A 22,172-nucleotide genomic window follows, 5' to 3' on the forward strand; every position below is an offset into this window, starting at 1 on the left:
GCCGGGGCCGCCCGGCCAGCCCGCCCGCGGCGCCGTCGACGCCGTGCCGCTCGCCCCACCAGGGGGTGGCCGCGGCCGTCCCGCCCCGCAGCAACCGCTCCGGCGCGGCGGCCGCGCCCGCGCGCTCGGGCAGCGCGCCGCCGTCGGCCGGCTCCCAGAGCTGGCCGAGCAGCGCCTGGCTGTCCGGGTCGTGCACCGGCCGGTCCGCCAACGACGACAGGTACGGCCCGGCCGCCTCGTACACCCGGCGCAGCGCCTCGTCCCCGTCGGCGTCCCGCAGCGGATCGGTCATCGCAGCGCCCTCCTCGGCGGTCGGTGGCGGTCCACGGTGCCGGTGGAGCGGCAGCCCTGGGTGCAACGTCATCCCGACGGAGCCGGCCCGGTCCCCCGACCCTGGCACCGGTCGGCCGGGTTCGCGCCGGCCAATTCCGGCGCGGTGGCCCAGGGCGTCGTCGACGACGTCGCACCCGACCACCCCCGGCGCCTGGTGACGCTGGCCGGCGGTAAGGGGCCGACGTGAGGGCCGTCATAACGGCTGGACGATCGGCCCGGCCCGGCTGCTAGCCTTCTCGGCAGGTCATGAGCGCCAGCGTCAAGCCCCGGCTTGCTGGCCGGCAACCCTCCTCCACGGTGGGGTGCTCCGGGTGAGGACCAGGCACCGGTGTGGCACCGGTGCAAGCGTGGCCTGGTTCCCAGGTCAGCACCGACCCAGGAGAACCATGTCTGCTGATCTTTTCGCCCGGCCCGTCGGCGGCGCCGTACCCGCGGCCCCGTCCGACGCGCCGGCTGCCGGCCTGATGCTGGTCAAGCGGCGACACGTCGACCTGATGCGGGTCTGCAGCGACGGCTGTCGCCGCCCGACCGCGTAGTCGACGACCCCTTCCTCGTACCACCGCAGCGGCGTGCCGGTCCGGCACGCCGTCTCCCGGCGCGCCCGTGTGCCCGCCGACCGATCAACCCGGAGACACCTGTGCGATTCCTTCCCGCTCTGTCCAAGGTGGCCGCGCTCGGCGCCGCCGCCGTCCTCGCCGCCACCGCGCTGACCGCCTGCGGCGACGACTCGTCCGAGGCCGCCGACAACCCGTACGGCCTGCTCCAGCCGGGCGTGCTGCGCGCCGGCACGCTGACCGACGCGCCGCCGAACGTGTACCTGAAGGACGGCACGTTCACCGGCTTCGACAACGACCTGCTCACCGCGGCCGCGGCGAAGGTCGGCCTGAAGGTGGAGTTCATCGGGACCGACTTCTCCGCGCTGCTGTCCCAGGTCAACAACCGCAAGTTCGACATCGGCAGCTCCTCGATCACCATCACCGAGGCGCGCAAGAAGACCGTCGACTTCGGAAACGGCTACGACTTCGGCTACTTCGGCCTCGACGTGCCCGCCGGTTCCCCGATCACCGGCTTCGACCAGCTCGCCGGCAAGCGGGTCGTCGTCGTGCAGGGCACGGTGCAGGACGACTACGCCACCGGCCGGAACCTCGACCCGGTCCGGGTACCCGACTACAACGGCGCGATCAACCAGCTCAAGGCCGGCACCGCCGACGCCTGGATCGCCCCCGCCGAGATCGGCGAGAAGTCGGCGGCGGACAGCAACGGCAAGATCAGCGTGGCGGCCAAGCAGCTCAGCCCCGCCCCCACGGCGTACGCGTTCGCCAAGGGCAACGACAAGCTGCGCGAGGCGCTGAACAAGGGCCTCGACGAGGTCATCGCCGACGGCACCTGGACCCGACTCCAGGCGCAGTACTACCCGGGCCGGCCGATCCCGGCCGACTTCAAGCCCGGCAGCGGCACCGTCGCGGTGCCGGCGGCGTCGGCGTCGACCACCTCCTGACGGTACGGATGACGAGCGAGCAGGGGGGACGGGGACGAGACCGATGGACACCTTGAGCACCCTCTGGGAGACCTTCTTCGACGGGGACTCGATGCGCGAGGCGCTGCCCGAGATGCTGACCGTCGGGCTGCCCAACACGCTGATCCTGGCGATCTCCGCCGCCCTGCTCGGCTCGATCCTCGGCATGCTGCTGGCCATCGCCGGCATCTCACGTACCCGATGGTTGCGGTGGCCGGCGCGGGTCTACACGGACGTCTTCCGCGGCCTGCCGGCCGCGGCGACCATCCTGCTCATCGGTGTCGGCCTGGCGCCGCTCGGCATGGAGCTCTGGGGGCCGAACCCGTACCCGTTGGGCATCCTGGCGCTGTCGCTGATCGCCGGCGCGTACATCGGGGAGATCTTCCGCTCCGGCATCCAGAGCGTCGAGGCCGCGCAGCTGGAGGGGGCCCGGGCGCTCGGCTTCTCCTGGGGCGAGGCGATGCGGTTGGTGATCATCCCGCAGGGGGTACGCCGGGTCCTGCCGGCCTGGGTCAACCAGCTGATCGCGCTGATCAAGGACTCCAGCCTGGTCTACTTCCTCGGCCTGGTGGCCAGCCAGCGGGAACTGTTCCGGATCGGCCAGGACTACGCCGCCACCACCGGCAACGAGTCGGCGCTGCTGCTGGCCGGCCTGTTCTACCTCGCGTTGACCGTGCCGCTGACCCACGCGGTCAACTGGATCGACCGGCGGCTGCGCCAGGGACGGTCGGTGACCGTCGACCCCGACGACGACGGCGGGCTGGCCCTGGCCGGCGAGACCGCCCTGCCCCCGCAGACTCCGACCGGGAAGGACCACCGATGACCGGCACCGACACCACCACCTCGGTCAGCCTCGCCGTCCGGGACGTCCACCTCGCCTTCGGCGCCAACCGGGTGCTGCGCGGCGCCGACCTGGACGTCGGGCGCGGCGGCACCGCCTGCGTGATCGGCCCGTCCGGCTCGGGCAAGTCCACCCTCCTGCGCACCATCAACCGGCTGATCGAGCCGGACCGGGGTGACGTGCTGCTCGACGGGCGCAGCGTGCTGCGCGACGACCCGGACGCGCTGCGCCAGCGGGTCGGCATGGTCTTCCAGCAGTTCAACCTCTTCCCGCACATGAGCGTGCTGCGCAACATCACCCTGGCGCTGCGCCGGATCAGGAAGCTCGCCGAGGACGAGGCCACCGCCGTCGCCCGCGCCCAGTTGGAGCTGGTCGGGCTGGCCGGCAAGGCGGACTCCCGACCGGCGCACCTGTCCGGCGGGCAGCAGCAGCGGGTGGCCATCGCCCGGGCGCTGGCGCTGCAACCGCAGGTGATGCTCTTCGACGAGGCCACCTCGGCGCTCGACCCGGAACTGGTCAAGGGCGTCCTCGCGGTGATGGCCGACCTGTCCGCCGGCGGCATGACCATGGTGGTGGTCACCCACGAGATGGGCTTCGCCCGCGAGGTCGCCGACACCGTCGCGTTCATGGACCACGGGGTGGTGCTGGCGGCCGGGGAGCCGGCCGCGCTCTTCGAGGCGCCGGAGCACCCCCGGCTGCGCCGCTTCCTGTCCCAGGTGCTCTGAGGACCCTGGGCAGCGGCAGACCCGCCGGTGGGTCGATCAGATCCGGCGGGCGGTGAGCCACCGGTCCGGCCAGTAGCCGACCCCGTCCAGCAGCGGTGCACCGGAAAAATCACCCATGGTGGGACCGTCGGTCTGGGACCGGCTGGAGATGAACCGGTGGTGCCCGCCGTCGTCGATGCCGAGGTAGATGCCGGAGTGGTCGATCTGGCGGTTCGGTATCGGCTGGGCGTTGAAGAAGACCAGGTCACCCGGGAGCAGCTTGTCGATTCCGCGGGCCCGCTGGCCCGAGTTGGGCATCAGCTGGACACCGGGGCCAAGCTCCGCCATGGCGTACGCCCGGCGCGGAAGACCCTCGCCCGGGGTGTTGGTACCGCGCAGCGGATATCCGAGCCGGTGACCGTAGACCATCCGCAGGTAGCCGGAGCAGTCCAGGGCCAGCTTGCGCTGCGACTCGGGCACCACCGCCTTGCCGTCCGGGAACGACCAGGGCAGACCCAGGTAGTCGTAGAAGTCGGAGCGCTCCTGGCGGCCGTCGGGGTCCGCCGGGTCCGGCGGTCCGAACGAGGCGTCGCCGGAATACTGCTGTCCCTGGTTGTCCCGCTTCACCGGGGCCCCGTCGACGTACTCGAAGGAGATCGCCAGCACGTCCGGCGAGCGGTCCCGGCGGGCCGCGGCGAACCAGTCGATGAACCACTGCTCCTGTTCGGCGCCGGCCCGCCACGGCTGCGGTGCGAGCCGGACCCACATGTCGGTCTCGACCTTCGCGTCCGTGAAGCTCGGCTCCTCGAACGTCCGGGACGGACCGTAGATGTGCGCGGTCCGCGCCCCGTCGGTCATCACCGCGACCGGCTCCCCCGACGAGTCCATGATCTCCGTACGGTCCGGTTCGGACGACCGCTGGTAGTGGTAGCCCGACGCGCCGGCCGCCTGGCCCTCGGTCGCCTTCGCCAGGCCCAGGGTCAGCTCGCGTTCGTCGGCCGGCGACGGCCGGGCCACCAGGTAGGTGAGCATGCTCGCGGTGATCAGCAGGACGAGCCCGATGACGCTCGACACGGCCGGCCTGCGGAGGTACCTGCGGTAGCTCATTCCTGCTTCTCCTTTCGATGACGTTTGCGAGGCGGACGGAAGGGTCAGGTCACCGGCACGAAGCCCGCGACAACGCCGCTGTACGTGATGCCGAACGTGATCGCCGTCACGATGACGGTCGCCAGAATGGTCGCCCTGGGCGGCTGGCGCACGAGCTGGTAGGCGATCAGCCCGGGAATCACGAAGCCCAGCGTCTGGTGGGCGAACAGCAGTGGCAGGTCGCGCTGGACCAGCACGAACATGGTCAGCTGCAACAGGACGCTGACCAGCACGATCGCGGCGAACAGCCGCTTTCCGTAAAGGATGATCACGCGGTGCATCACCCGGGCGATGAGGAAGGTGACGATGGTGACCCCGACCACGATCACCGACTGGAGCTGGTCCTCGATGAGGGTCAACGCGATCCAGCCCGGGGTGATCATGCCGCCGGGCGAGAGGTTGGTGGTCAGGTAACACAGCAGGGCGAACACCAGCCCGATGCCGAGGCTCGCCGTGGCCAGCTGGGCGCTGAGTTCTCCGCCGAACGTCATCAGTGGCTCCCTTCTCCGGTGGACGTACGAAGGGTGGAGGCGGAGGGAGAGCCGTCCTCGCAGGTCCAGCCCGGCAGTGTCGCCAGCTGGTGGACCAGCACCTCACCCTGCCCGTGGATGTTCCCGACGGCGACGATCGAGGAGTCGTCCGGGGTCGCTGCGGTCACGCCCTGCAGCAGGCTGTCCGGGTCCGGTTTGCCGCCGAGGTCGACCACCCGGTCCTGAAGGTCCCCGGGCACGGTCGTGCGGGCACTCTTGGTGACCTCTCCGATCAGGACGATGGTCTCCGGTCGCACCCGGCCGCTCAGCTCGCCCATCTGCCCGTTGCGCTCGATCCGGTCGGGTCGGCAATTGATCACCATTGTCAGCGGACGGGTGATGAGCTGCTGGTCCTCCAGTTGCTGGATGTTCATGAAGGTCGACTCGGGGTCGTTGGCGGCGAAGATGTTCGCGAACCGGAACCGCTTGTCGCCGTGCATCACCCGGGCCACGGAGAGCACGCCCGGGTCGGGCGGCGCCTCCCACATGCCCCGCAGCGCGCTCTGCCGGTCGACGCCCAGTTCCCCGGCGACGGCCAGCGCGATCGCGACGTTCTCCTTGAAGGTGATCCAGCCGAAACCGTTCATCTCGTGGTCGCTGACCGATTCTGGGTCGACCGCGATCAGGCGACAGTCCCGCCGGTCGGCCTCCTCCTGCAGGATCGCGAGCCGTTCCCGCTCGGCGGTGATGCAGGTGCCGCCCACCGGCATGGACCGGCTCAGCGACCGGGCGACGTCGTCCAGGGTCGGCCCCATCTCGGCGAGATGGTCCTCGCGCACGTTGCACAGCACCCCGATGTTCGACCGGATCAGCTTGCTCTGATTGACCTCCTGCAGCGCCGGCATCACCGCCATGCACTCCATGACCAGAGCGTCCGGGTGGTAGACGGAGGCCCGCCGCACGATGCCGATCTGCTCGACCACGTTGGCGATGCCGAACTTGCGGTGCACCGGCTCCTCGCTGGCGTCCGGAAAGATGAACCGGGCCGCCGTGCCGGTGGTCTTGGCCACCACCACGCGCCCACCGCCGCGCAACGCGCCGGCACAGAGCCGGGTGATCGAACTCTTGCCCCGGATGCCGTTGACCAGCACCCGGTCCGGAATCATGTTCAGGTTGCGATAGTGGTTACGCTGCTCGACCATCCCCGCGCCGAACAGGGCCACACAGCAGAGGACGAAAACGACGTAGAGGTATACCACGTCAGCTCCTTTCGTCTCGGTCGTCGGCGCGGGTGTCGTCGGCGCTCTCGCTGTACCAGAGAGTGGCCCGACCGGCTTCGGGCTGCGGCGGGACCTCGGGCAGCACGACGGTGCGGTCCTCCTCCGTGCCGCGCAGCCGGCTCGCACCGCCCAGCCGACTGGAGCCGGTGTGCCGGACCTGGCGGCAGACCTCCAGGCACATCGCCAACGCCCCGATGTCGTCGTGGCGTTGCGGCGAGATCGACTCCTCCACGTCCCCGTCGCTGATCCGGTCGGCCTGCACGGCGAGGCGGCGCAGTGGCCGCGCGAAGACGAAGTACTGCCACGTCTGGGTCAGCAGCACCACGCCCGTCGTGGCACCGGCCACGAGCAGCGTCCACCGCCGGCCGTCGCTCTCCGGCAGCCGCAGCCCGGCCAGGTCCTGCTCCACCACCAGCGACCACTTCAGCGGAGCGACGGTGTTCGGCTTGTTCAGCCCGGCGGCGGCGATCAGCGCGGGCCGGCCGTCCGGCGTCTTCGCCATACCCACGGTGCCGCCCTTCAGCGCCTCGGAGGCGGCCACCCGGGCGGTGCCCTCCAACTGCTGGAAGGCGCGGAAGCCGTTGGAGTCGAAGACGGTGCGCAGGTCCTCGTCGACGACCCGTACCTGCCCGTCCACCGCCCGGATCATCTCCAACAGGTAGTCGATGTCGAACTCGCCGACGGTCGCGACGCCGTTGGGAGCCACCCGGAAGGCGTACACCAGCGGCACGCGCGCGGTTGCGCCGTCCAGCTCGATGCCGGTCTCACCGCGCAGCGGCTCCTTGCGGAGCGGCTCCCGTCCCGCGGCGCTGACGACCGATCCGTTCGGGTCCATCAGGTAGAGGCTGCGGAAGCGGTGTTTGTCGGCCAGCTCCTGCTTCAGCTGCGGGGCCAGTTGAGCCGGGTCGGGCGTCGCCTCCGAGGCCTGGGAGATCCGGGTCACCGTCTGCAGGCCGTTGTTCAGCGCCTTGCCCATCACGTTGCTCGCCGCCTCGGCCCTGCTCTCCTCGTCCCGGACGAGTTGGTTGGGGATCGGCGGCTCAGGTGAGCTCAGCGTGTAGGCCACCGCCGCCGCCGGCCAGAGCAGCGCCACGACGGTGGCCAGGGCCAGGCCCTGGTTCGCGGTCGGTCGCCACCGCCACCGCCAGCGCTTCCGGCCGACGGTGCCGGACGATGGATCGTCGGACGTGAGGGACAGTGCCCGGGCGATGCGGTGGGCCTCCGCGATGCGCAACGGGTACCGCTTGTCGGGGACCTCACCACAGGCGTCAGCCTTGGCCCGCTCCAGCAGCGACCGGACGGGGCTGACCAGTGCCAGCCGCATCAGCAGGAAGCTGGGCACCGCCATCGCCAGCAGGGTCAGGCCGAGCAGGAAGCCGTGCAGGGTGGAAGTGCCGCCCGTTTCCTCGGCGACGATGAGGGTCGCCACCGTCGCCCCGGTCTCCCCCACCGGAGCGGAGGAGACGACCAGTTGCTTGTTCAGCCACTCCGTCACCCGGATCGGGTGGCCCTCGGTGGACTGGGACTGCGCCAGCCCCTGGAAGACCACCGGCAGGTGGACATCGGGTACGGCGCTGACCCCCTGCATCAGGGTGCTCTTGCCATCCGGCGTGATGACGAAGATGCCCTGTCGGGCGTTGGGGTTGAGGCGGAGTTCGTCCACGTCGAGCGGTTGGGCCGCCAGCAGCGTCCGCGAGCCGTCCAGCGCGACGCTGCGGATCAGCGTCGGCCCGTCCGGAGTGGTGATCGGGAACGTGTCCTTGGCGGGAAGCGCCGGTGGCAGCAGCTCCATCGGTACGCCGGTGCCGGCGGTCGCCAACGGGCGCCGCGAGGCGGTCTCCACGATCGCGGCCCCGGTCCACTCCGTACCGTTGCCCACCACCTGCTTGACGAACTCGGGGTCGGGCGTCGTCGGGGGCCGAGCCACGATGCGCTGGTCGAGGTCCTCCACGTAGTGGTTGATGGTCAGCCGCATGCTGGAGGCGACCTTCGACACGTTGTCCCGTTGCGAGTCGACGACGGCCGGGGGGACGCCCCGTTGGTTGTTGATGGCGAACCCGAGCACGATGGCGGCCGCCAGACCCATGATCGCCCAGAGATACAGCAGCGACGGCTTACCGGAGCCGGCGGGAAAGCCGGCTGTCGGGAGCTGCTGGTCCAGCGCCCGCCGCCGCCATGGGACCGCCTGCTCCTGTGGCGGGTCGGAGGGCACTGACGGCACGGACGCGCGTCCGCGGAAGGGCTGCTGATCGCGACCCCGGTCGGGGGCGGGCTGCTCGCCTCCGTTCCTGCTGTTCATGGCGACCCTTCGCTCTCGGCGACATCGGAACTTGCGCGTCATGTCGATCATCGAACTCGGCAGGGTGAGGAGACTTCACCCGACCGGGATGAACTCGGCGGGGGTCGAATCCGCGTCGCGGCCGCGTCGAGCGGTGGCACCAGCGTGGCGGCCGGCGGGGTGAGGACGCCTCACACCGCGGAGGTGAACCGGTACGTCAGCGCCCGATCGCGCTGCCGTCCCGGCGCTTGTCCGCCGCGCCGAGCAGCTGGTCGCCGCGTGCCTCGATCGCGGTGAGACCGCTGTCCAGTGCGATGAGCCGGGGACACGGGTGCTCCCGGACCACGAGTTCGGCCATGATCGCGCTGATCCGCCGGCCCGCTTCGAGTTCGGACGGAGCCCCGACCGACCCGTCGCACTTGCGCGTGATGTCCTGCCCGCTGAAATGCCCCTGGTCGATGGCCTCGGCCGGCCCCATGCCGTCGACGATCACACCAACCAGCGCCTGGGTCACGTAGTCCGGGATGTGCGAGCCGCCGGCGGCGCCCACCACCAGCTTCAGCTTCCGTCCCTGTTCGTCGAGGACGATGGTCGGCGCCATCGACGCGGTGGGGCGCTTATTCGACTGCATGACGTTCACCGGCTTGCCGGGTGAGACCGACGACGTGTCGGTGAAGTTGCTCATCGCGTTGTTGAGGATCATCCCCCGCGCCTCGAGGTGCGCCCCGAAGTGCGTGTTGATGGTGGTCGTCATGGACACGGCCTCGCCGGCACTGTCCACGATGCTCACGTTGCTGGTCGGGTCGCCGACGTCGATGGTGCTCGGGACGTCCCCGGTCGGCCCCGGAGGGATCCGGTCCGGCGGCTTGCCCGGCTCGATCGGGTCGATCGCGCGGTCCGGAGAATAGAGGGAGAAGCGCTGGTCGAGATACTTGCTGTCCAGCAGACCGTCGGCCGGCACCTTGTGGTAGGCCGGGTCCCCGATGTACGCCCGGCGATCGAAGTTGGCCAGGCGGCTGGCCTCGACGAAGAGGTGCATCCGATCGGCGGAGTCCGGCTCACTCTCGCCCACCTTGCCGCGGGCGAGCAGCCCCAGCATCTCCAGTACGGACACTCCCCCGAACGCGGGCGGCGCCGACGTGCACACCAGCACGCCCAACACCTTCCGGCACAGCGGCTTGCGCTCGGTGGGGGTGTATTCGGCGAAGTCCTCGACGGTCATGAGACTGGGAATCACGACCGGGCCGGCGGTGTTCCCCTTGAGCTTGATCGGCCCCTTCGCCGCGTGCTGCACGATCGCCGGGGCGATCGTGCCCTTCGGGTCGTAGAAGGCGTCCGCCCCGCCGTCCCGCACCTCCCGCAACACCTGGGCGATCTCCGGGTTGCGAATCGTCGTACCCGGCTTCTTGGCCTTGTCCCCGTTGCAGTAGCGGGGGCGCAGATCGGGGTAGTTGCAGCGCTTGCGCCCAACGAAGCGCTCATCGAGCCCGCTGCTCAGGGTTTCCGGCATGGGAAAGCCCTTCGCGGCCAGGTTGATGGCGTCGTCGAAGAGCTCGTTCCAGGGCAGATCCCCGTACGCCTCGTGGACGTCCGCGAGCACCCGCAGCGTGCCCGGAACGCCGAACGCCCGGGCCGTCGCCTGCGCCGCGTACGGGAAGCGGTCGACGCCGAGCGCCTTGCGCTCCTGGTCGGTGGGAGTCATCAGGTTCTGCGTCACGTTCTTCGGCGCTCGGGACATGCCGTCGAAGTACCGCACGGTGTGTTTGTCGGGATCCCAGTAGTTGATGAGGGTGCCACCGGTCAGCCCGGAGGCGTGTGGCTCCACGACGGCCAGGACAGCCTGCACCGCCACCGCCGCATCCGCGGCCGTGCCGCCTCTGGCGAGGATCTTGCAACCGGCCTGGACCGCGAAGGGATTGGCGGCCGCGACCATGAACTTCCGACCCACGGCGTCGGTTTCCCGACCGGTGGTGGGGTTCGCGCACGACTCGGCACGCGCGGCAGCCGTGTTCGCTCCGGGGACCGCTGACGACAGGGCGGGAAAGACGAGCGTCAGCACCAGCGCGGACAGGTAGAGGCGCCGCTTCCGTGCGTACATACAACAACCTCCCGGGATTGATGCCGCGGCCTCGGGACACGAAGCTGTCTGCTGGGATCGCGTGAGGCCTTCGCCCTGCTGTCCGTTCCGAAAGGACGGCTCCCGCCGTTTGGGCTGGCACATTCGGTTGCACGTGGGCACAGTCGCCGACGCACCGACGTGAAAGGCAGCCGACACGGGCATCATGGTTCTCGTTCGGGTGACCCCGCAGGGCATCGCGAGAAGTCGTGGCCGCTGGGACGAGGGTGTCGAAGGTGGCACCGGGCAGCGCGGCGAACGACCTCGCGCGCCGAGGCAACCCATGGCGCCTGACGCTAGGTGACGAATCCGCACCCTGCTGTTTACAGCGTGTTAGCGTCGGGGTGGCGGTGCCTGCTGGCGCATGCGCAGGGGGTGGGCCCATCCCGGCCTCCGTCATCGCCCAGCTGGCCACGAGCCCTCGTTGGCGCTCGTCCGACCACCGGCACGACATCCACCCTGAGGAGGAACCGTGCAGGAGAGGTCCGACATCCCGGGACGTACCCGTTGGCGGCGCTTCGCCGCCCTGGCGGTTCCGGCGACCGCGGTCGCCGGCGCGATCGTGCTCGGCATGGCCAACGGCGCCATGGCCGCCTCGTTCGCCGTCTCCGGGCAGACGTTCAAGGTCTCCGCCTCGGAGCTGCGCGGTGAGGGCTTCGTCCAGTACGGCGGCGTCGCCACGGAGGTCGACGGGACGAGGCACCCGGTGGCGACCACCGGTATCCGCAGGGCGCAGCTCTTCGACCTTTGCCAGTCGGTGAAGGCGCCCGGCGCGCCCGTCGTGATCACCATCAACGCCGGCGGCGGTGGCCGGCCGGCCACCGCCACCGACCTGCTGATCGAGGCGGAACAGCTCGAGGGTGACGCCCGGTTCACGAACATCCAGATCAATCGGGACGCGTCGACCCTCGAGGGCGGTCCCGAGAACGCGAAGGGCCCCCGGGGGACGTTCGGCCAGCAGGCCGACACCGTCACGATCACGAACCTCCGCCAGGTGACCCGCTCCACCCAGGCCAGGACGTTCAACCTCACCGGATTGAAGCTGAAGGTCAAGACGGGCGCGGCCGCCAAGGAGTGCTTCTGAGCTGACCACCGCCCCGCTCTCCGTGTGGCGGGGGCTGCGCTCGACCCCTCATTCGGCAGGAGGCATGGGTGGACAACGGCGAACCGCGGAACGCCCGGCCGGAGCAGCTCCGCGACCTGCGCGGCTTCCGCCGCTGGCGGCGGACCCGACCATTCTGGGGCGGCCTGTTCACCGCACTGGCCGGTCTGCAGATCTTCGGCACCACCCAGATGTCGCTCGCCGGCCTCGCGCTCCGGATGGGGACGACCGGCTTCCTGTCCTGGCTGATCCCCGCCATCCTGGTGACCTGTGGGCTGCTGATGTGGTTCAAGCCCCCACACCGGGTCCTCTACGCCGTGGTCGCCGCCGTGACCGCGCTCTTCTCGCTGATCGGGGTGAACCTCGGCGGCTTCTTCGTCGGTCTGCTGCTCGGCCTGGTCGGCAGCGCCCTCGGCTTCGCCTGGACGCCGGACACCCCGCCGAGCGCCGCGCCGGCCAGCGAACCGGCCGGCGCGGCAGGGACACGGGACGAGCCAGCGGACGACGCGAGCGTGCCCGACGAGGCCGCGGGCGACGAGACGGCGCGGCCCGGGACGCCGGCGGACGGGACGGGGCGGGATCAGCCCACGGCCGGTTCGGGAGCTGACCTGTCGGCCCCCGACGCTGCCCCCAGCACGGGCAGCCGGCCCTCGTCGACGAACTGATGTCCGGCCGGGACAGCCTGGGGCTGCACCTCACCCGGCCGTCGCCCGGCGCGTACCAGGAGTCCGCTGCGGCCCCGAGGCTCTGGCCGGCCGAGCGGACGAAGCCCGAGCAGCCGGGGCCCCCACCGCGCGGCCTACGGTTCTTCGCGGCGCTGCTGGGGCTGCTCGGGATCTCCGCCACCGTGACGCTCGCCGCGCCCGGTCCGGCGAGGGCGTCGGCCGTACCCGCCCCGGCTCGGGACGGACCCACCTGCCCGACCGAACCGGCGTCGGACGGGCCGACCGGTTCGTCCTCGATCAGCCCGAGCGGGTACGCCAAGGCGAACCGGAACGTCCTCGCCCTCGGCGGCCTCGGCGGCCTCGGCGCGTTCCACGGGGGCCAGGATGACGAGGAAAGCGCCAGGGCGCAGCCGGAGCGTGCGGCTGCACCCGGGCCGCCACCGCTCTCGACCCTGCTGGCCGCCGGCTCCGGGCCGATCGTCCTGGCTCTCGACTGTGCCCGCCCCGAGCCGGCCCCGACCGCCCCCGGGGCCGGGAGAACCTTGCCGCGGATCCCCGCCGAGCCCGGCCAGCCGCTGGTGGCAAAGAGCCCGGTCCACCTGACCGGCTCCACGATGACCATGACGGGGCTGCGGATCGAGGGGATCGTCGAGCTGCCCACCGCCGGCGGCACCCTGCGGGCCTTGAAGTTCAGCATGGATCGGGTGATGACCGACGACGCCCGACTGCGCGCGCCCGGCCCGGCGGGCCGCGCCGTGCGGGTCGCCACCGACCAGCTGACGCTCGGCGGCGAGGTCGCCGTCTACGCCACCCGATTCGTCGGACGAATCCTCGGCGTGACGATCACGCTGAGCCCGGACCTGCCGCTCCCCCCGGGGATCGCCACCACCCCACCCGGCCCGGTCACGTTCAGTGGCGTGGCTGTCGACCTGGCCTTCCTGGACGGCCGCTCGCTCACTGCCCGGCCGGCGCTGAAGCTCAGCGTGAACTGACGACCTCGCGCGGTTGCTCCGGGCAGGGCTGCACCCTCGGTCAGACCCGCGATCCTCAACCCCGGCTCGATGACCACCTCCGCGTCACCGCATGCCCCCCATCGGGGCCGTACGGACGGCCACGACAATCCACGCTCCGCGGCCTATGCCGCCCAGGACTCGTCAGCATGAGCGCTGGCCGCGTGGGATGAGCGACCCCGACATTCCTCCCGTCGCGCCCGGTCCCACCGCCACCTTTCGCACCGGCCTGCACGCGCCCCGAGCCGCTTGTACTCCTCCTGCGGGATTTCCGCGCGTGATTGCGCAAAGCCGGCCGGAACCCCCGCTACTCGGGTAGTGTCGCGCGTTTTCGCGGACCGGGCCCGGGTAAGCCGCGGGCGACGGCAGGTAGGACCAGTCGAGGGGAGCATCACGATGAATCCGCTGTTCCGTAAGAGCGTGCTGTCCGTTGCCGTGCTGGCCAGCGGCGCCTTCACTGGTTCGGCGATCGCTGCGCAGGCGTCCGCCGATCCGATGACCCCGTCGCGACCGGCCCAGGTGCAGAGCGTGCCCGCCTCCGCCGACCAGCCCCCGCCGCCGCCCGCGCCCCCGCCGGCGCCTGCGCCTGCGCCCGAGGACGGTCAGCGGGTGCTCCACTACGACTATCAGCGGCAGCCGAACGAGTACTACTGCGCGCCGGCCGCCACCCGGATCGCCCTGTCCACACAGGGCAAGGTGGTGAGCCAACGCGAGGTCGCCGACAAGCTGGGCACTACACAGGCCGGCACCGACTCCGTCGACGCCACCACCCGGGTGCTCAACGAGATGACCGCCGGCGGCTACGAGACCACCGAAATCCAGAGCGCCGAGGCCGACCCGCAGCAGGAAGCCGAGCTGCGTAACGACGTGGTGGAGGCGGTCGACGCCAATCGTGGCGTGGTAGCCAACATCATGGGCACCTCGGTCGACACCGAGGGCAACCGCTACTCGTACGAGGGCGGACACTATCTGACCATCGTCGGATACCGCGACGGCGGTGACACCATAAAGGTCGCCGACCCGTACGACCCGACGAAGACCTACTGGATGACCGACGACAAACTCGCCGACTGGATCGCCGCGCGCGGCTACTCGAGCTAGCCCCGATCAGGACGTTCCCGCCGGCCGGGTCCCGAACGGGGCCCGGCCCACGCCGGTGTCGACCCATCGCCGCTCCTGACGTCCGCCGGCTTTCGTCGTCTGGCAGGGATGACACGGCGACGCCGCCCCCGGCAGGCGGAGGCGGCGTCGTGGACAGCCCGGGGCGCGGACGCCGTCAGGTCATGTCGTCGAAGCGGCGGTCGATCGGGGCGGGCGCAGCGACCGGCGCGGGCGCGCCGACCGGCCCGGAGAAGTCCACCCGCGCGGACGCCTCGACCGGCTCGGGGTCCAACTCCAGCGGCGACACCTCGTCGTCGCTGAGGTCGGAGTAGCTCTCCTTGCCCCGACCCCGCCGCCTGTCGTTGATGAAGGCCACCCCGACCGCGGCGAAGTAGAGCGCGCAGAGGCAGATCGCCAACGCCGTCATGCCGAACGGGTCGGGGGTCGGCGTGACCACCGCCGAGAAGGCGAAGAACACGAAGACTGCCACCCGCCACCAGCTCAGCAGCTTCCGCGCGCTGGCCAGGCCGACGAAGTTGAGCATCAGCACGATCAACGGGAACTCGAACGCCACCCCGAACAGCAGGATCAGGTTGGTGACGAACGAGATGTACCGGGTGACCTCCAGCGTCGTGGAGATGTCGTCACCCGAGACGTCGAGCAGGAACTCCAGGCCCTTGGTGGTCACGAAGAACGCCAGCACCGCACCGGCCGCGAAGAGCGGCGCGGCGAGCGCCGTGAAGACGTACGCGTACCGCCGCTCGTTCCGGTGCAGGCCCGGCGCGATGAACGCCCAGAGCTGATAGAGCCAGACCGGTGCCGCGATGATCAGCCCGACCCAGAGGCCGATCTTCAGGTTCAGCAGGAAGACATCGGCCACACCGAGCTGGACGAACTTGCACAGTCCGGTCTCGGGGTCCTTCGCCTGTGGCAGGTCACAGTAGGGCTTGGACAACAGCTCCCGGACCGGTGTCGCCAGCCAGATGCCGAAGCCGAAGCCGACCAGGATCGCCAGCGAGGCGCGGAAGAGACGGTTGCGCAGCTCACGGATGTGCTCCATGAGCGTCATGGAGCCGTCGGCGGCCCGTTCGAAATCGCTCGGGCCGCGCTTGCGAAGCGCGAAGGCCACGGTGCTCGGGCCCTTCGGTCAGTTGTCGCGGACGCGCTGCACCGGGTCGACCGGCGGGGCGACCGGCTGCTGCGGGGCCTGCTGCGGGGCGTACTGCTGCTGGCCCGCGTGCGGCGGCAGCGGCTGGTAGCCCGCCTGCGCGTCGGCCTTCTCGGCCAGGTCGCGGTCGTCGTCCTGCAGGCTCTTGGTCTCCGCCTTGATGATCCGCAGCGAGCGGCCCAGCGAGCGAGCCGCGTCGGGGAGCCGCTTCGCGCCGAAGAGCAGGATCAGCACGACCACGAGTACGGCGATGTGCCACGGCTTGAGGGCACCCATGGGAAGCTCCAGTCGCTCTGTGTCGAAGGGTGTGTCGCAGCCCATCGTACGTGCGTCGAGAGCCGTTGCCACCCGCCGGGCCGCTGGTGACGCGTCCGGCCGGTGAAGTCTTGACCACCCTCGCGTGTCCCGTCAACCACCTGGGGACGTCCATCCGTGCGCGAAAGGAACCCGGATCGCGCAGCCGACGCGCGATTCACCGACCGGGGTCGATCACTTACCCCGCTTGGCCTTGATCAGCTCCACCCGTTGCTGGGTCGTCTCGACCTGCCGCTGGAGTGTCTCGGCCCGCTCGGAGAGCGCCTCGGCGGCCTCGCGCAGCGTGTCCGCGTCGGCCTGGCGTCGCTGCAGCGCCAGCGCCGCCCGACGCAGCCGGGGCAGCCGCGCCAGCACCGGCCGGACCGCCAGGGCCAGCACGACGAGTGCGAACAGCACCACCGCGAGAACGATCCACTTCACCACGGCGGTCAGCCTACTGGGTGACGGCCCCCACCGCCGGGTCGGCTGACGGCGCGTTGTCGCCCACCGGCGTCCCGTACGCCTCCAGCGCGGCGAGCGCCTGCGCCCGCACCTGATCGGCCAGCTCGGCCGGGGCCACCACGGTGACGTCCGGCCCCAGCCCGAGCACGAACCGGCGGGCCCAGCCCAGGTCGGTCACCCGCAGCGAGACCAGCCACTGGTCGCCGTCGCCGGCCTCCACCCGCTCGCACGGGTAGTACTCGGTGATCCACCGCTCGCCCCGACCGATCCGCAGGGTGATCAGCGGCAGGTCCGGCGAGGGGCGGAACACCCCTTCGGTGAGGTCGTGCGGACGCGCCTGCGGCGGCACCACCGCCGGCTCGTCCAGCTCGGCGACCGCGTCGATCCGGTCGGCCCGGAACAGCCGGACCGCCTCGGCCCGGCGGCACCACGCCTCCACGTACGCCCGGCCGCCGACCATCAGCATCCGCAGCGGGTCGATGGTGCGCTCGCTCGTCTCGTCCCGCGCCGCCGTGTAGTAGGTGATCCGCAGCGCCCGGCCGCCCTCGACCGCCGACCGCAGCGCCTCGACCTGCCGGGTGTCCCCGGGCAGCCGCACCGCCACCGGCGTGCCGACCAGGTCGCCGGCCGCGTTCTCGATCTTCGCCAGGGCCCGCTCCACGGCCTCCCGGTTGGCCACCCCGGGCGTCTCCGCGAGCATCCGCAGCGCCACCACCAGGGCCAGCGCCTCGTCCGGGGTCAACCGCAGCGGCCGGTCGATGCCGGCGTCGTAGGTGATGGTGACCCGGTCGCCGTCGAAGGCCATGTCGATCAGGTCACCCGGGCCGTAGCCCGGCAGCCCGCAGACCCAGAGCAGCTCCAGGTCCTCGCGCAGCTGCCGCTCGGTGACGCCCAGGTCGCCGGCCGCCTCGGCGATCTCGATGCCGGGGCGGGCGAGGAGGTAGGGCACCAGGTTGAGCAGCCGGGCCAGCCGGTCGGCGGAGGTGCGGGAGCCGCTCCGGGCGGCCGGCCGGGTCACCGGTGGCCTCCGGCCACGGCCAGGTCGTCCTGCCGGACGGCGATTTCCTTGAGCCGTTGAATCACCGCGTCGCGCACCTCCGGCGGTTCCAGCACCCGCACGTCCGGGCCGTACCCGACGAGGTGGCCGGCGAGGGAGTCCGGGTCGGCGTACGGCAGCACCAGCCGGTCGCCGTCCGGACCCGGCAGGGTCTGCACGGCCCAGCGCCGCAGGCCGGCGGCGCGACCCGGGGCGGCCAGCACGGTGGCCCGGCCGGTGCGCTCGACCGGCCCGGACCAGCGGGCCACGTGGCTGATCAGGTCGACGCCGGCGGGCGGCTCGTACCCACCCGGCTCGCCGGTGACCCGGACCGCGCCCACCACCCGGGAGAGCCGGAAGCAGCGGGTGGCGTCCCGGTCCAGGTCGTGGCCGACCACGTACCAGCGGCCGCGCCAGCAGACCACGCCCCACGGCTGCAACCGGCGGCGGGTCGGCGCGTCCCGGTCGGGCACCCGGTAGTCGAAGCCGACCTCGCGCCGGTCCCGCGCGGCGGCGGTCAGCGGCGCGAACGCCGGATCGACCGTGACCATCGGCTCCAGGCCCAGGGTGGCCTGCGGGTCGACGTCGACGCCGGCCGCGCGCAGCTTCGCCAGCCCGGAGGAGGCGGCGGCGGCCAGCCCGGCGTGCTGCCAGAGCCGCGCGGCGATGCCCACCGCCGCGGCCTCGTCGGGCTCCAGGGGGATCTCCGGCAGCGCATACTCCCGGTGGGCGATCCGGTAGCCGGGCTCGGCGTCGAAGACGCTGGCCGTGCCGGTCTCCAACGGCACGCCCAGCTCACGCAGCTCGGCCTTGTCCCGCTCGAACTTGCGCTGGAACGCCTCGTGCTCCTTGGCGTCGTCCGGATCGTGCTCGTAACCGGGCACGGTCGCGGCGATCTGCGCGGCGGTCAGGAACCGTCGCGTGGACAGCAGACAGATCACCAGGTTGACCAGGCGTTCGGTACGGCTCCGCGACACGACGTGAACGCTAGCAGCCCGCGCGCCGCGGCCGTGCACCCGCGCGGGCGCGGCGCGCGGCGCCCTGCCGCCGGTCACCCGACGGCGGCGGCGCAACCGCCCTGGGGTGAGGCGCATGTCGGAGGGCGAAGTCAAGGCCGAGAGCGTCGGCACCGTCGTGGTGGCGGGCCCGGCTGGGGGTGTCCTTCGTCATCGAGTCGATCTCGCTGACCCGGGCCGTGCGCCAGGGTGCGCAACGAGTCCCGCCGCTGGCGGACCAGCCCGCGCCGGTTCCTGCGGCTGACCGCCGACACCACCGTCAAGGGCGGTGTTCCTGGCGGACAGCGCCGCCCTCGTCGGCCTGCTCCTCGCCGCCGTCGGGCTGGGCCTGTCCCACCTCACCGGCGACGAACTGTGGGACGGACTCGCCTCGATCGGGATCGGTCTGCTGCTGCTGCTGGTGGTGGCGACCATCCTGGCCTGGAGCAACCTGTCGCTGCTGGTCGGCCGGTCCGTGCCGGAGCGGCTGCACCGCGAGATCGAGCGGGACCTGGCCGGCCTGCCGGCGGTCGACCGGGTCGACACGCTGATGACCATGCTGCTCGGCCCGGGGAGATCCTGGTCGCCGCCAAGGTCGACTTCCAGGACCAGGCCACCGGCGCCGACATCGAGGCCGCCGCCGACGAGGCCGAGCGCCGGCTCACCGACCGCTACCCGGAGATCCGGTTCGTCTTCCTCGATCCCACCCGCTCGATACCCGGCACCGACGGGGCGGCGGGCCCGGCGTACCCAGGACCAGGAGCAGGACCACCGGCGGCCCGGCCCGCCCTGACCCGGGCGCGGCGCCGCCGCCGGGCGCGGATAGCGTGCCCGGCATGGTGCGATGGCGGTCCGGAACGGTGACGGCGGTACGACGGCGGTGGGCCGGCGCGGTGGAACTCGACGTCGACCTGCCCGACGGCGGCGGCCTGCGCGCCCTGGCGTACCCCGCCCTGGTCGGCGACCCGGTACCCGGCGACCGGGTGCTGCTCAACGCCGGCGCCCTGCTGATGGGGCTGGGCACCGGCGGCTACGCCCTGGTCGTGGCGCTGCCCGACCGGCTGCCGCCGGACCCGCCGCAGGCCGGCGACACCCGGGACGCCGGTCACCTGGTCAAGGCCCGCTACACCCCGTTGCAGGCGATCATGCTCGGGGTGGACGAGGAGGCGTCGGAGCACCACGAGCTGCTGGCCCGGGCGGAGAGCCTGGACGGGCTGCCCGTGGTCACCGCCGACCTGCACTCGGCGCTGCCGGCGATCCTGGCCGGCGTACGCGCCGACTTCCCCGACGCCCGGGTGGCGTACCTGCTCACCGACGGGGGTGCGCTGCCCGCCTGGTTCTCCCGCACCCTGGACGGGCTGCGTGGCGGGCTGGTGGGCACGGTCAGCGTCGGGCAGGCGTTCGGCGGCGACCTGGAGGCCACCACCCTGCACAGCGGCCTGCTGGCCGCCCGCCACGTGCTCCGCGCCGACGTGGCGATCGTCGCCCAGGGCCCGGGCAACCTGGGCACCGGGACCACCTGGGGCTTCTCCGGGGTCGCCGTCGGCGAGGCGGTCAACGCCGTCGCCACCCTCGGTGGCCGGCCGGTCGGCTCGCTGCGGATCTCCGACGCCGACCCCCGCCCCCGGCACCGCGGCGTCTCCCACCACAGCCTGACCGCGTACGGCCGGGTCGCCCTCGCCCCGGCGGACCTCGTCGTGCCGGACGGCCTGCACGCGGCGCTGGCCGCGGAGGTGGACGCCGCGCTGGCCCCCCTCGCCGGGCGGCACACCCTGGTCCGGGTGCCGACCGACGGCCTGGACGCGGCGCTGCGCGCCCTGCCGGTGACGCTGTCCACCATGGGCCGGGGCCTGGACGCCGATCACGCCTACTTCCTGGCGGCGGCCGCCGCCGGCCGGCACGCGGCCCGCCTGGCGGTCTGACCCCCCGGCTCAGCGCGGCGCGTCGGCCCGTCCCACCGTCTGCGGTGGCGCGGTGTCCTGGCCGGCGGTCACCCCGACTCGCCGCGAACCGCGCCGCGCGGAATCAGCCGACGAGGAAGATCAGTGCCAGCCAGCCACCGACGATGGCGACCAGCGCGACCGCGAGCACCCAGGTCGGCACCGTGTACTCGCCGCGGCGGTTGCGCTCGATCTCGGCGCGGATCTTCTCCCGGCGCCGCTCGACCCAGTTCAGCTTCTCGGTGCCGCGATCGCGGTCGGAGGGTGAGGAAGTGTTCATCGCGACGCCAGCGTACCGGTGCGTCGGCGGCCGGTGCCCGGCACCGGCCGCCGACGTCCTCACATGCTGGCGATCAGGCGTTCCACCCGCTCGTCGTACGCCCGGAACGGGTCCTTGCAGAGCACGGTGCGCTGCGCCTGGTCGTTGAGCTTCAGGTGCACCCAGTCGACGGTGAAGTCGCGCCGCTTCTCCTGGGCGTGCCGGATGAACTCGCCGCGCAGCCGGGCCCGGGTGGTTTGCGGCGGGGTCTCCTTCGCCTCGAAGATCTCCGGGTCGGTGGCCACCCGGTCGACCTGCCCGCGCCGCTCCAGCAGCCCGTAGAGGCCCCGACCGCGCCGCAGGTCGTGGTAGGCCAGGTCCATCTGGGCCACCCGGGGGTGCGACAGCGGCAGGTCGTGCTTGCGCTGGTAGCGCTCGATCAGCCGCAGCTTGGTCACCCAGTCGATCTCGCGGGCCACCGGGTCCAGGTCGCCGCTCTCCACCGCGCCGAGCACCCGGCCCCACAGCTCCACCACCCGCTTGGCGGTCTGGTCGCCGCCCCGGCGCTCGACGAACTCGGTCGCCTTGGACAGGTACTCCTGCTGGATCTCCAGCGCGCTGACCTCCTTGCCGGAGGCCAGCCGGACCTTGCGCCGGCCGGTGATGTCGTGCGACACCTCCCGGATGGCCCGGATCGGGTTCTCCAGCGTCAGGTCGCGCATCACCACCCCGGCCTCGATCATCCGCAGCACGATGTCGGCGCTGCCCACCTTGAGCAGCGTGGTGACCTCGTTCATGTTCGAGTCACCGACGATCACGTGCAGCCGGCGGTACCGCTCGGCGTCCGCGTGCGGCTCGTCGCGGGTGTTGATGATCGGACGGCTGCGGGTGGTCGCCGAGGAGACGCCCTCCCAGATGTGCTCCGCCCGCTGCGACAGGCAGTACACCGCGCCGCGCGGGGTCTGCAGCACCTTGCCGGCGCCGCAGATCAGCTGACGGGTGACCAGGAACGGGATGAGCACGTCGGCCAGCCGGCCGAACTCCCCGTGCCGGGAGACCAGGTAGTTCTCGTGGCAGCCGTACGAGTTGCCGGCCGAGTCGGTGTTGTTCTTGAACAGGTAGATCTCTCCGGCGATGCCCTCGTCGTGCAGCCGCTTCTCGGCGTCGACGAGCAGCCCCTCCAGGATCCGCTCGCCGGCCCGGTCGTGGGCCACCAGGTCCACCACCGAGTCGCACTCCGGGGTGGCGTACTCCGGGTGCGAGCCGACGTCCAGGTAGAGCCGGGCACCGTTGCGCAGGAACACGTTGCTGGACCGCCCCCACGACACGACGCGGCGGAAGAGGTACCGGGCGACCTCGTCAGGGGACAGCCGACGCTGCCCGCGGTAGGTACAGGTGACGCCGTACTCGGTCTCGAGGCCGAAGATTCGCCGCTCCATGCTGTGACATTAGCCGC

The 22,172-nt window shown here is 71.9% G+C and carries 24 protein-coding genes and 1 riboswitch; of the genes, 11 read left to right on the top strand and 13 right to left on the bottom strand.

The window, feature by feature from the left end; translation table 11 throughout:
• Positions 1-292, bottom strand: a 292-nt coding sequence (locus KBX37_RS13400) for a hypothetical protein (protein ID WP_210776228.1), incomplete at its 3' end; no start/stop codon positions are given.
• 60 nt (positions 293-352) lie between these two features.
• Here KBX37_RS13400 and KBX37_RS13405 point away from each other — a divergent pair.
• From KBX37_RS13405 to KBX37_RS13425, 5 genes are all read left to right on the top strand, one after another.
• Positions 353-520, top strand: a complete 168-nt coding sequence (locus tag KBX37_RS13405) for a hypothetical protein (protein ID WP_210776229.1) — start codon at positions 353-355, stop codon at positions 518-520.
• A 55-nt stretch (positions 521-575) separates the two neighbouring features.
• Positions 576-687: riboswitch (SAM riboswitch) on the top strand.
• 32 nt (positions 688-719) lie between these two features.
• Positions 720-869: a hypothetical protein gene (locus KBX37_RS13410; protein ID WP_210776230.1), complete on the top strand. Its 150-nt coding sequence runs from the start codon at positions 720-722 to the stop codon at positions 867-869.
• A gap of 101 nt (positions 870-970) precedes the next feature.
• Entirely contained in the window at positions 971-1,831 is an 861-nt protein-coding gene (locus KBX37_RS13415) for an ABC transporter substrate-binding protein (RefSeq protein WP_210776231.1), read from the top strand.
• A gap of 43 nt (positions 1,832-1,874) precedes the next feature.
• A complete protein-coding gene (locus KBX37_RS13420; protein WP_210776232.1) occupies positions 1,875-2,672 on the top strand; it encodes an amino acid ABC transporter permease in 798 nt (265 codons plus the stop codon).
• Positions 2,669-3,415 (top strand): amino acid ABC transporter ATP-binding protein, encoded by a 747-nt coding sequence (locus KBX37_RS13425; protein WP_210776233.1) that lies wholly within the window; start codon positions 2,669-2,671, stop codon positions 3,413-3,415. The genes KBX37_RS13420 and KBX37_RS13425 overlap by 4 nt, the downstream gene beginning before the upstream one ends.
• A 36-nt stretch (positions 3,416-3,451) precedes the next feature.
• Here KBX37_RS13425 and KBX37_RS13430 read toward each other — a convergent pair whose 3' ends face one another.
• From KBX37_RS13430 to KBX37_RS13450, 5 genes are all read right to left on the bottom strand, one after another.
• Positions 3,452-4,501, bottom strand: coding sequence for an NlpC/P60 family protein (locus KBX37_RS13430; protein WP_210776234.1), 1,050 nt, complete (start codon positions 4,499-4,501; stop codon positions 3,452-3,454).
• Between the two features lie 44 nt (positions 4,502-4,545).
• Positions 4,546-5,031: a poly-gamma-glutamate biosynthesis protein PgsC/CapC gene (locus KBX37_RS13435; RefSeq protein WP_210776235.1), complete on the bottom strand. Its 486-nt coding sequence runs from the start codon at positions 5,029-5,031 to the stop codon at positions 4,546-4,548.
• Complete coding sequence (gene pgsB / locus KBX37_RS13440; RefSeq protein ID WP_210776236.1) at positions 5,031-6,269, bottom strand: poly-gamma-glutamate synthase PgsB; 1,239 nt, start codon at positions 6,267-6,269, stop codon at positions 5,031-5,033. The genes KBX37_RS13435 and pgsB overlap by 1 nt, the downstream gene beginning before the upstream one ends.
• A gap of 1 nt (position 6,270) precedes the next feature.
• Positions 6,271-8,511, bottom strand: a complete 2,241-nt coding sequence (locus tag KBX37_RS13445) for a HAMP domain-containing protein (RefSeq protein ID WP_307849057.1) — start codon at positions 8,509-8,511, stop codon at positions 6,271-6,273.
• Between the two features lie 274 nt (positions 8,512-8,785).
• Positions 8,786-10,666, bottom strand: a complete 1,881-nt coding sequence (locus KBX37_RS13450) for a gamma-glutamyltransferase family protein (protein ID WP_210776237.1) — start codon at positions 10,664-10,666, stop codon at positions 8,786-8,788.
• A gap of 490 nt (positions 10,667-11,156) precedes the next feature.
• On the opposite strand from KBX37_RS13450, the gene KBX37_RS13455 reads away from it, so the two are divergent.
• From KBX37_RS13455 to KBX37_RS13470, 4 genes are all read left to right on the top strand, one after another.
• Complete coding sequence (locus tag KBX37_RS13455; protein WP_210776238.1) at positions 11,157-11,768, top strand: DUF6230 family protein; 612 nt, start codon at positions 11,157-11,159, stop codon at positions 11,766-11,768.
• A 68-nt stretch (positions 11,769-11,836) separates the two neighbouring features.
• The gene (locus KBX37_RS35610; RefSeq protein ID WP_307849058.1) at positions 11,837-12,451 is read left to right on the top strand and encodes a DUF6114 domain-containing protein; all 615 of its coding nucleotides are present in this window, start codon (positions 11,837-11,839) and stop codon (positions 12,449-12,451) included.
• Positions 12,451-13,443, top strand: coding sequence for a hypothetical protein (locus KBX37_RS13465; protein ID WP_210776239.1), 993 nt, complete (start codon positions 12,451-12,453; stop codon positions 13,441-13,443). The genes KBX37_RS35610 and KBX37_RS13465 overlap by 1 nt, the downstream gene beginning before the upstream one ends.
• 414 nt (positions 13,444-13,857) lie before the next feature.
• The gene (locus KBX37_RS13470) at positions 13,858-14,562 is read left to right on the top strand and encodes a C39 family peptidase (RefSeq protein ID WP_210776240.1); all 705 of its coding nucleotides are present in this window, start codon (positions 13,858-13,860) and stop codon (positions 14,560-14,562) included.
• Positions 14,563-14,737: 175 nt separating this feature from the next.
• Here KBX37_RS13470 and tatC read toward each other — a convergent pair whose 3' ends face one another.
• The 5 genes from tatC to KBX37_RS13495 all read right to left on the bottom strand — a co-directional run bounded on the left by tatC (position 14,738) and on the right by KBX37_RS13495 (position 18,499).
• Positions 14,738-15,691 carry a twin-arginine translocase subunit TatC gene (gene tatC / locus KBX37_RS13475; RefSeq protein WP_210776241.1) on the bottom strand — a complete coding sequence of 318 codons (954 nt, stop codon included), beginning with the start codon at positions 15,689-15,691 and terminating at the stop codon, positions 14,738-14,740.
• An 18-nt stretch (positions 15,692-15,709) separates the two neighbouring features.
• Entirely contained in the window at positions 15,710-16,006 is a 297-nt protein-coding gene (gene tatA, locus KBX37_RS13480) for a Sec-independent protein translocase subunit TatA (protein WP_210776242.1), read from the bottom strand.
• A 213-nt stretch (positions 16,007-16,219) separates the two neighbouring features.
• On the bottom strand, positions 16,220-16,468 hold the full coding sequence (locus KBX37_RS13485; RefSeq protein WP_210776243.1) for a hypothetical protein: 249 nt from the start codon (positions 16,466-16,468) through the stop codon (positions 16,220-16,222).
• A gap of 10 nt (positions 16,469-16,478) precedes the next feature.
• Entirely contained in the window at positions 16,479-17,504 is a 1,026-nt protein-coding gene (locus KBX37_RS13490) for a YafY family protein (protein ID WP_210776244.1), read from the bottom strand.
• Positions 17,501-18,499, bottom strand: a complete 999-nt coding sequence (locus KBX37_RS13495) for a YafY family protein (protein ID WP_210776245.1) — start codon at positions 18,497-18,499, stop codon at positions 17,501-17,503. Before KBX37_RS13495 ends, KBX37_RS13490 begins: the two co-directional genes overlap by 4 nt.
• 307 nt (positions 18,500-18,806) lie before the next feature.
• Here KBX37_RS13495 and KBX37_RS13500 point away from each other — a divergent pair, with 307 nt between their 5' ends.
• Both KBX37_RS13500 and KBX37_RS13505 read left to right on the top strand, forming a co-directional pair.
• Positions 18,807-19,310 (top strand): hypothetical protein, encoded by a 504-nt coding sequence (locus tag KBX37_RS13500; RefSeq protein WP_247657939.1) that lies wholly within the window; start codon positions 18,807-18,809, stop codon positions 19,308-19,310.
• 43 nt (positions 19,311-19,353) lie between these two features.
• Positions 19,354-20,439 (top strand): DUF3866 family protein, encoded by a 1,086-nt coding sequence (locus tag KBX37_RS13505; RefSeq protein ID WP_210776246.1) that lies wholly within the window; start codon positions 19,354-19,356, stop codon positions 20,437-20,439.
• Between the two features lie 103 nt (positions 20,440-20,542).
• On the opposite strand, the gene KBX37_RS13510 is transcribed toward KBX37_RS13505, so the two are convergent.
• Complete coding sequence (locus tag KBX37_RS13510) at positions 20,543-20,737, bottom strand: hypothetical protein (RefSeq protein WP_088964671.1); 195 nt, start codon at positions 20,735-20,737, stop codon at positions 20,543-20,545.
• 59 nt (positions 20,738-20,796) lie between these two features.
• Complete coding sequence (gene pafA, locus KBX37_RS13515) at positions 20,797-22,155, bottom strand: Pup--protein ligase (RefSeq protein WP_210776247.1); 1,359 nt, start codon at positions 22,153-22,155, stop codon at positions 20,797-20,799.
• Positions 22,156-22,172 lie beyond the last annotated feature (17 nt).

It is taken from the genome of Micromonospora sp. U56, from assembly GCF_018070095.1.
GTDB classification, from domain to species: domain Bacteria; phylum Actinomycetota; class Actinomycetes; order Mycobacteriales; family Micromonosporaceae; genus Micromonospora; species Micromonospora purpureochromogenes.

What these genes read in the sequence shown, in the direction of transcription:
- KBX37_RS13410 (WP_210776230.1), top strand. Translation starts at nt 720, where the DNA reads ATGTCTGCTGATCTTTTCGCCCGGCCCGTCGGCGGCGCCGTACCCGCG.
- KBX37_RS13420 (WP_210776232.1), top strand. Translation starts at nt 1,875, where the DNA reads ATGGACACCTTGAGCACCCTCTGGGAGACCTTCTTCGACGGGGACTCG.
- KBX37_RS13425 (WP_210776233.1), top strand. Translation starts at nt 2,669, where the DNA reads ATGACCGGCACCGACACCACCACCTCGGTCAGCCTCGCCGTCCGGGAC.
- KBX37_RS13430 (WP_210776234.1), bottom strand. Translation starts at nt 4,501, where the DNA reads ATGAGCTACCGCAGGTACCTCCGCAGGCCGGCCGTGTCGAGCGTCATC.
- KBX37_RS13435 (WP_210776235.1), bottom strand. Translation starts at nt 5,031, where the DNA reads ATGACGTTCGGCGGAGAACTCAGCGCCCAGCTGGCCACGGCGAGCCTC.
- KBX37_RS13450 (WP_210776237.1), bottom strand. Translation starts at nt 10,666, where the DNA reads ATGTACGCACGGAAGCGGCGCCTCTACCTGTCCGCGCTGGTGCTGACG.
- KBX37_RS13465 (WP_210776239.1), top strand. Translation starts at nt 12,451, where the DNA reads ATGTCCGGCCGGGACAGCCTGGGGCTGCACCTCACCCGGCCGTCGCCC.
- KBX37_RS13470 (WP_210776240.1), top strand. Translation starts at nt 13,858, where the DNA reads ATGAATCCGCTGTTCCGTAAGAGCGTGCTGTCCGTTGCCGTGCTGGCC.
- tatA (WP_210776242.1), bottom strand. Translation starts at nt 16,006, where the DNA reads ATGGGTGCCCTCAAGCCGTGGCACATCGCCGTACTCGTGGTCGTGCTG.
- KBX37_RS13505 (WP_210776246.1), top strand. Translation starts at nt 19,354, where the DNA reads ATGGTGCGATGGCGGTCCGGAACGGTGACGGCGGTACGACGGCGGTGG.
- KBX37_RS13510 (WP_088964671.1), bottom strand. Translation starts at nt 20,737, where the DNA reads ATGAACACTTCCTCACCCTCCGACCGCGATCGCGGCACCGAGAAGCTG.
- pafA (WP_210776247.1), bottom strand. Translation starts at nt 22,155, where the DNA reads ATGGAGCGGCGAATCTTCGGCCTCGAGACCGAGTACGGCGTCACCTGT.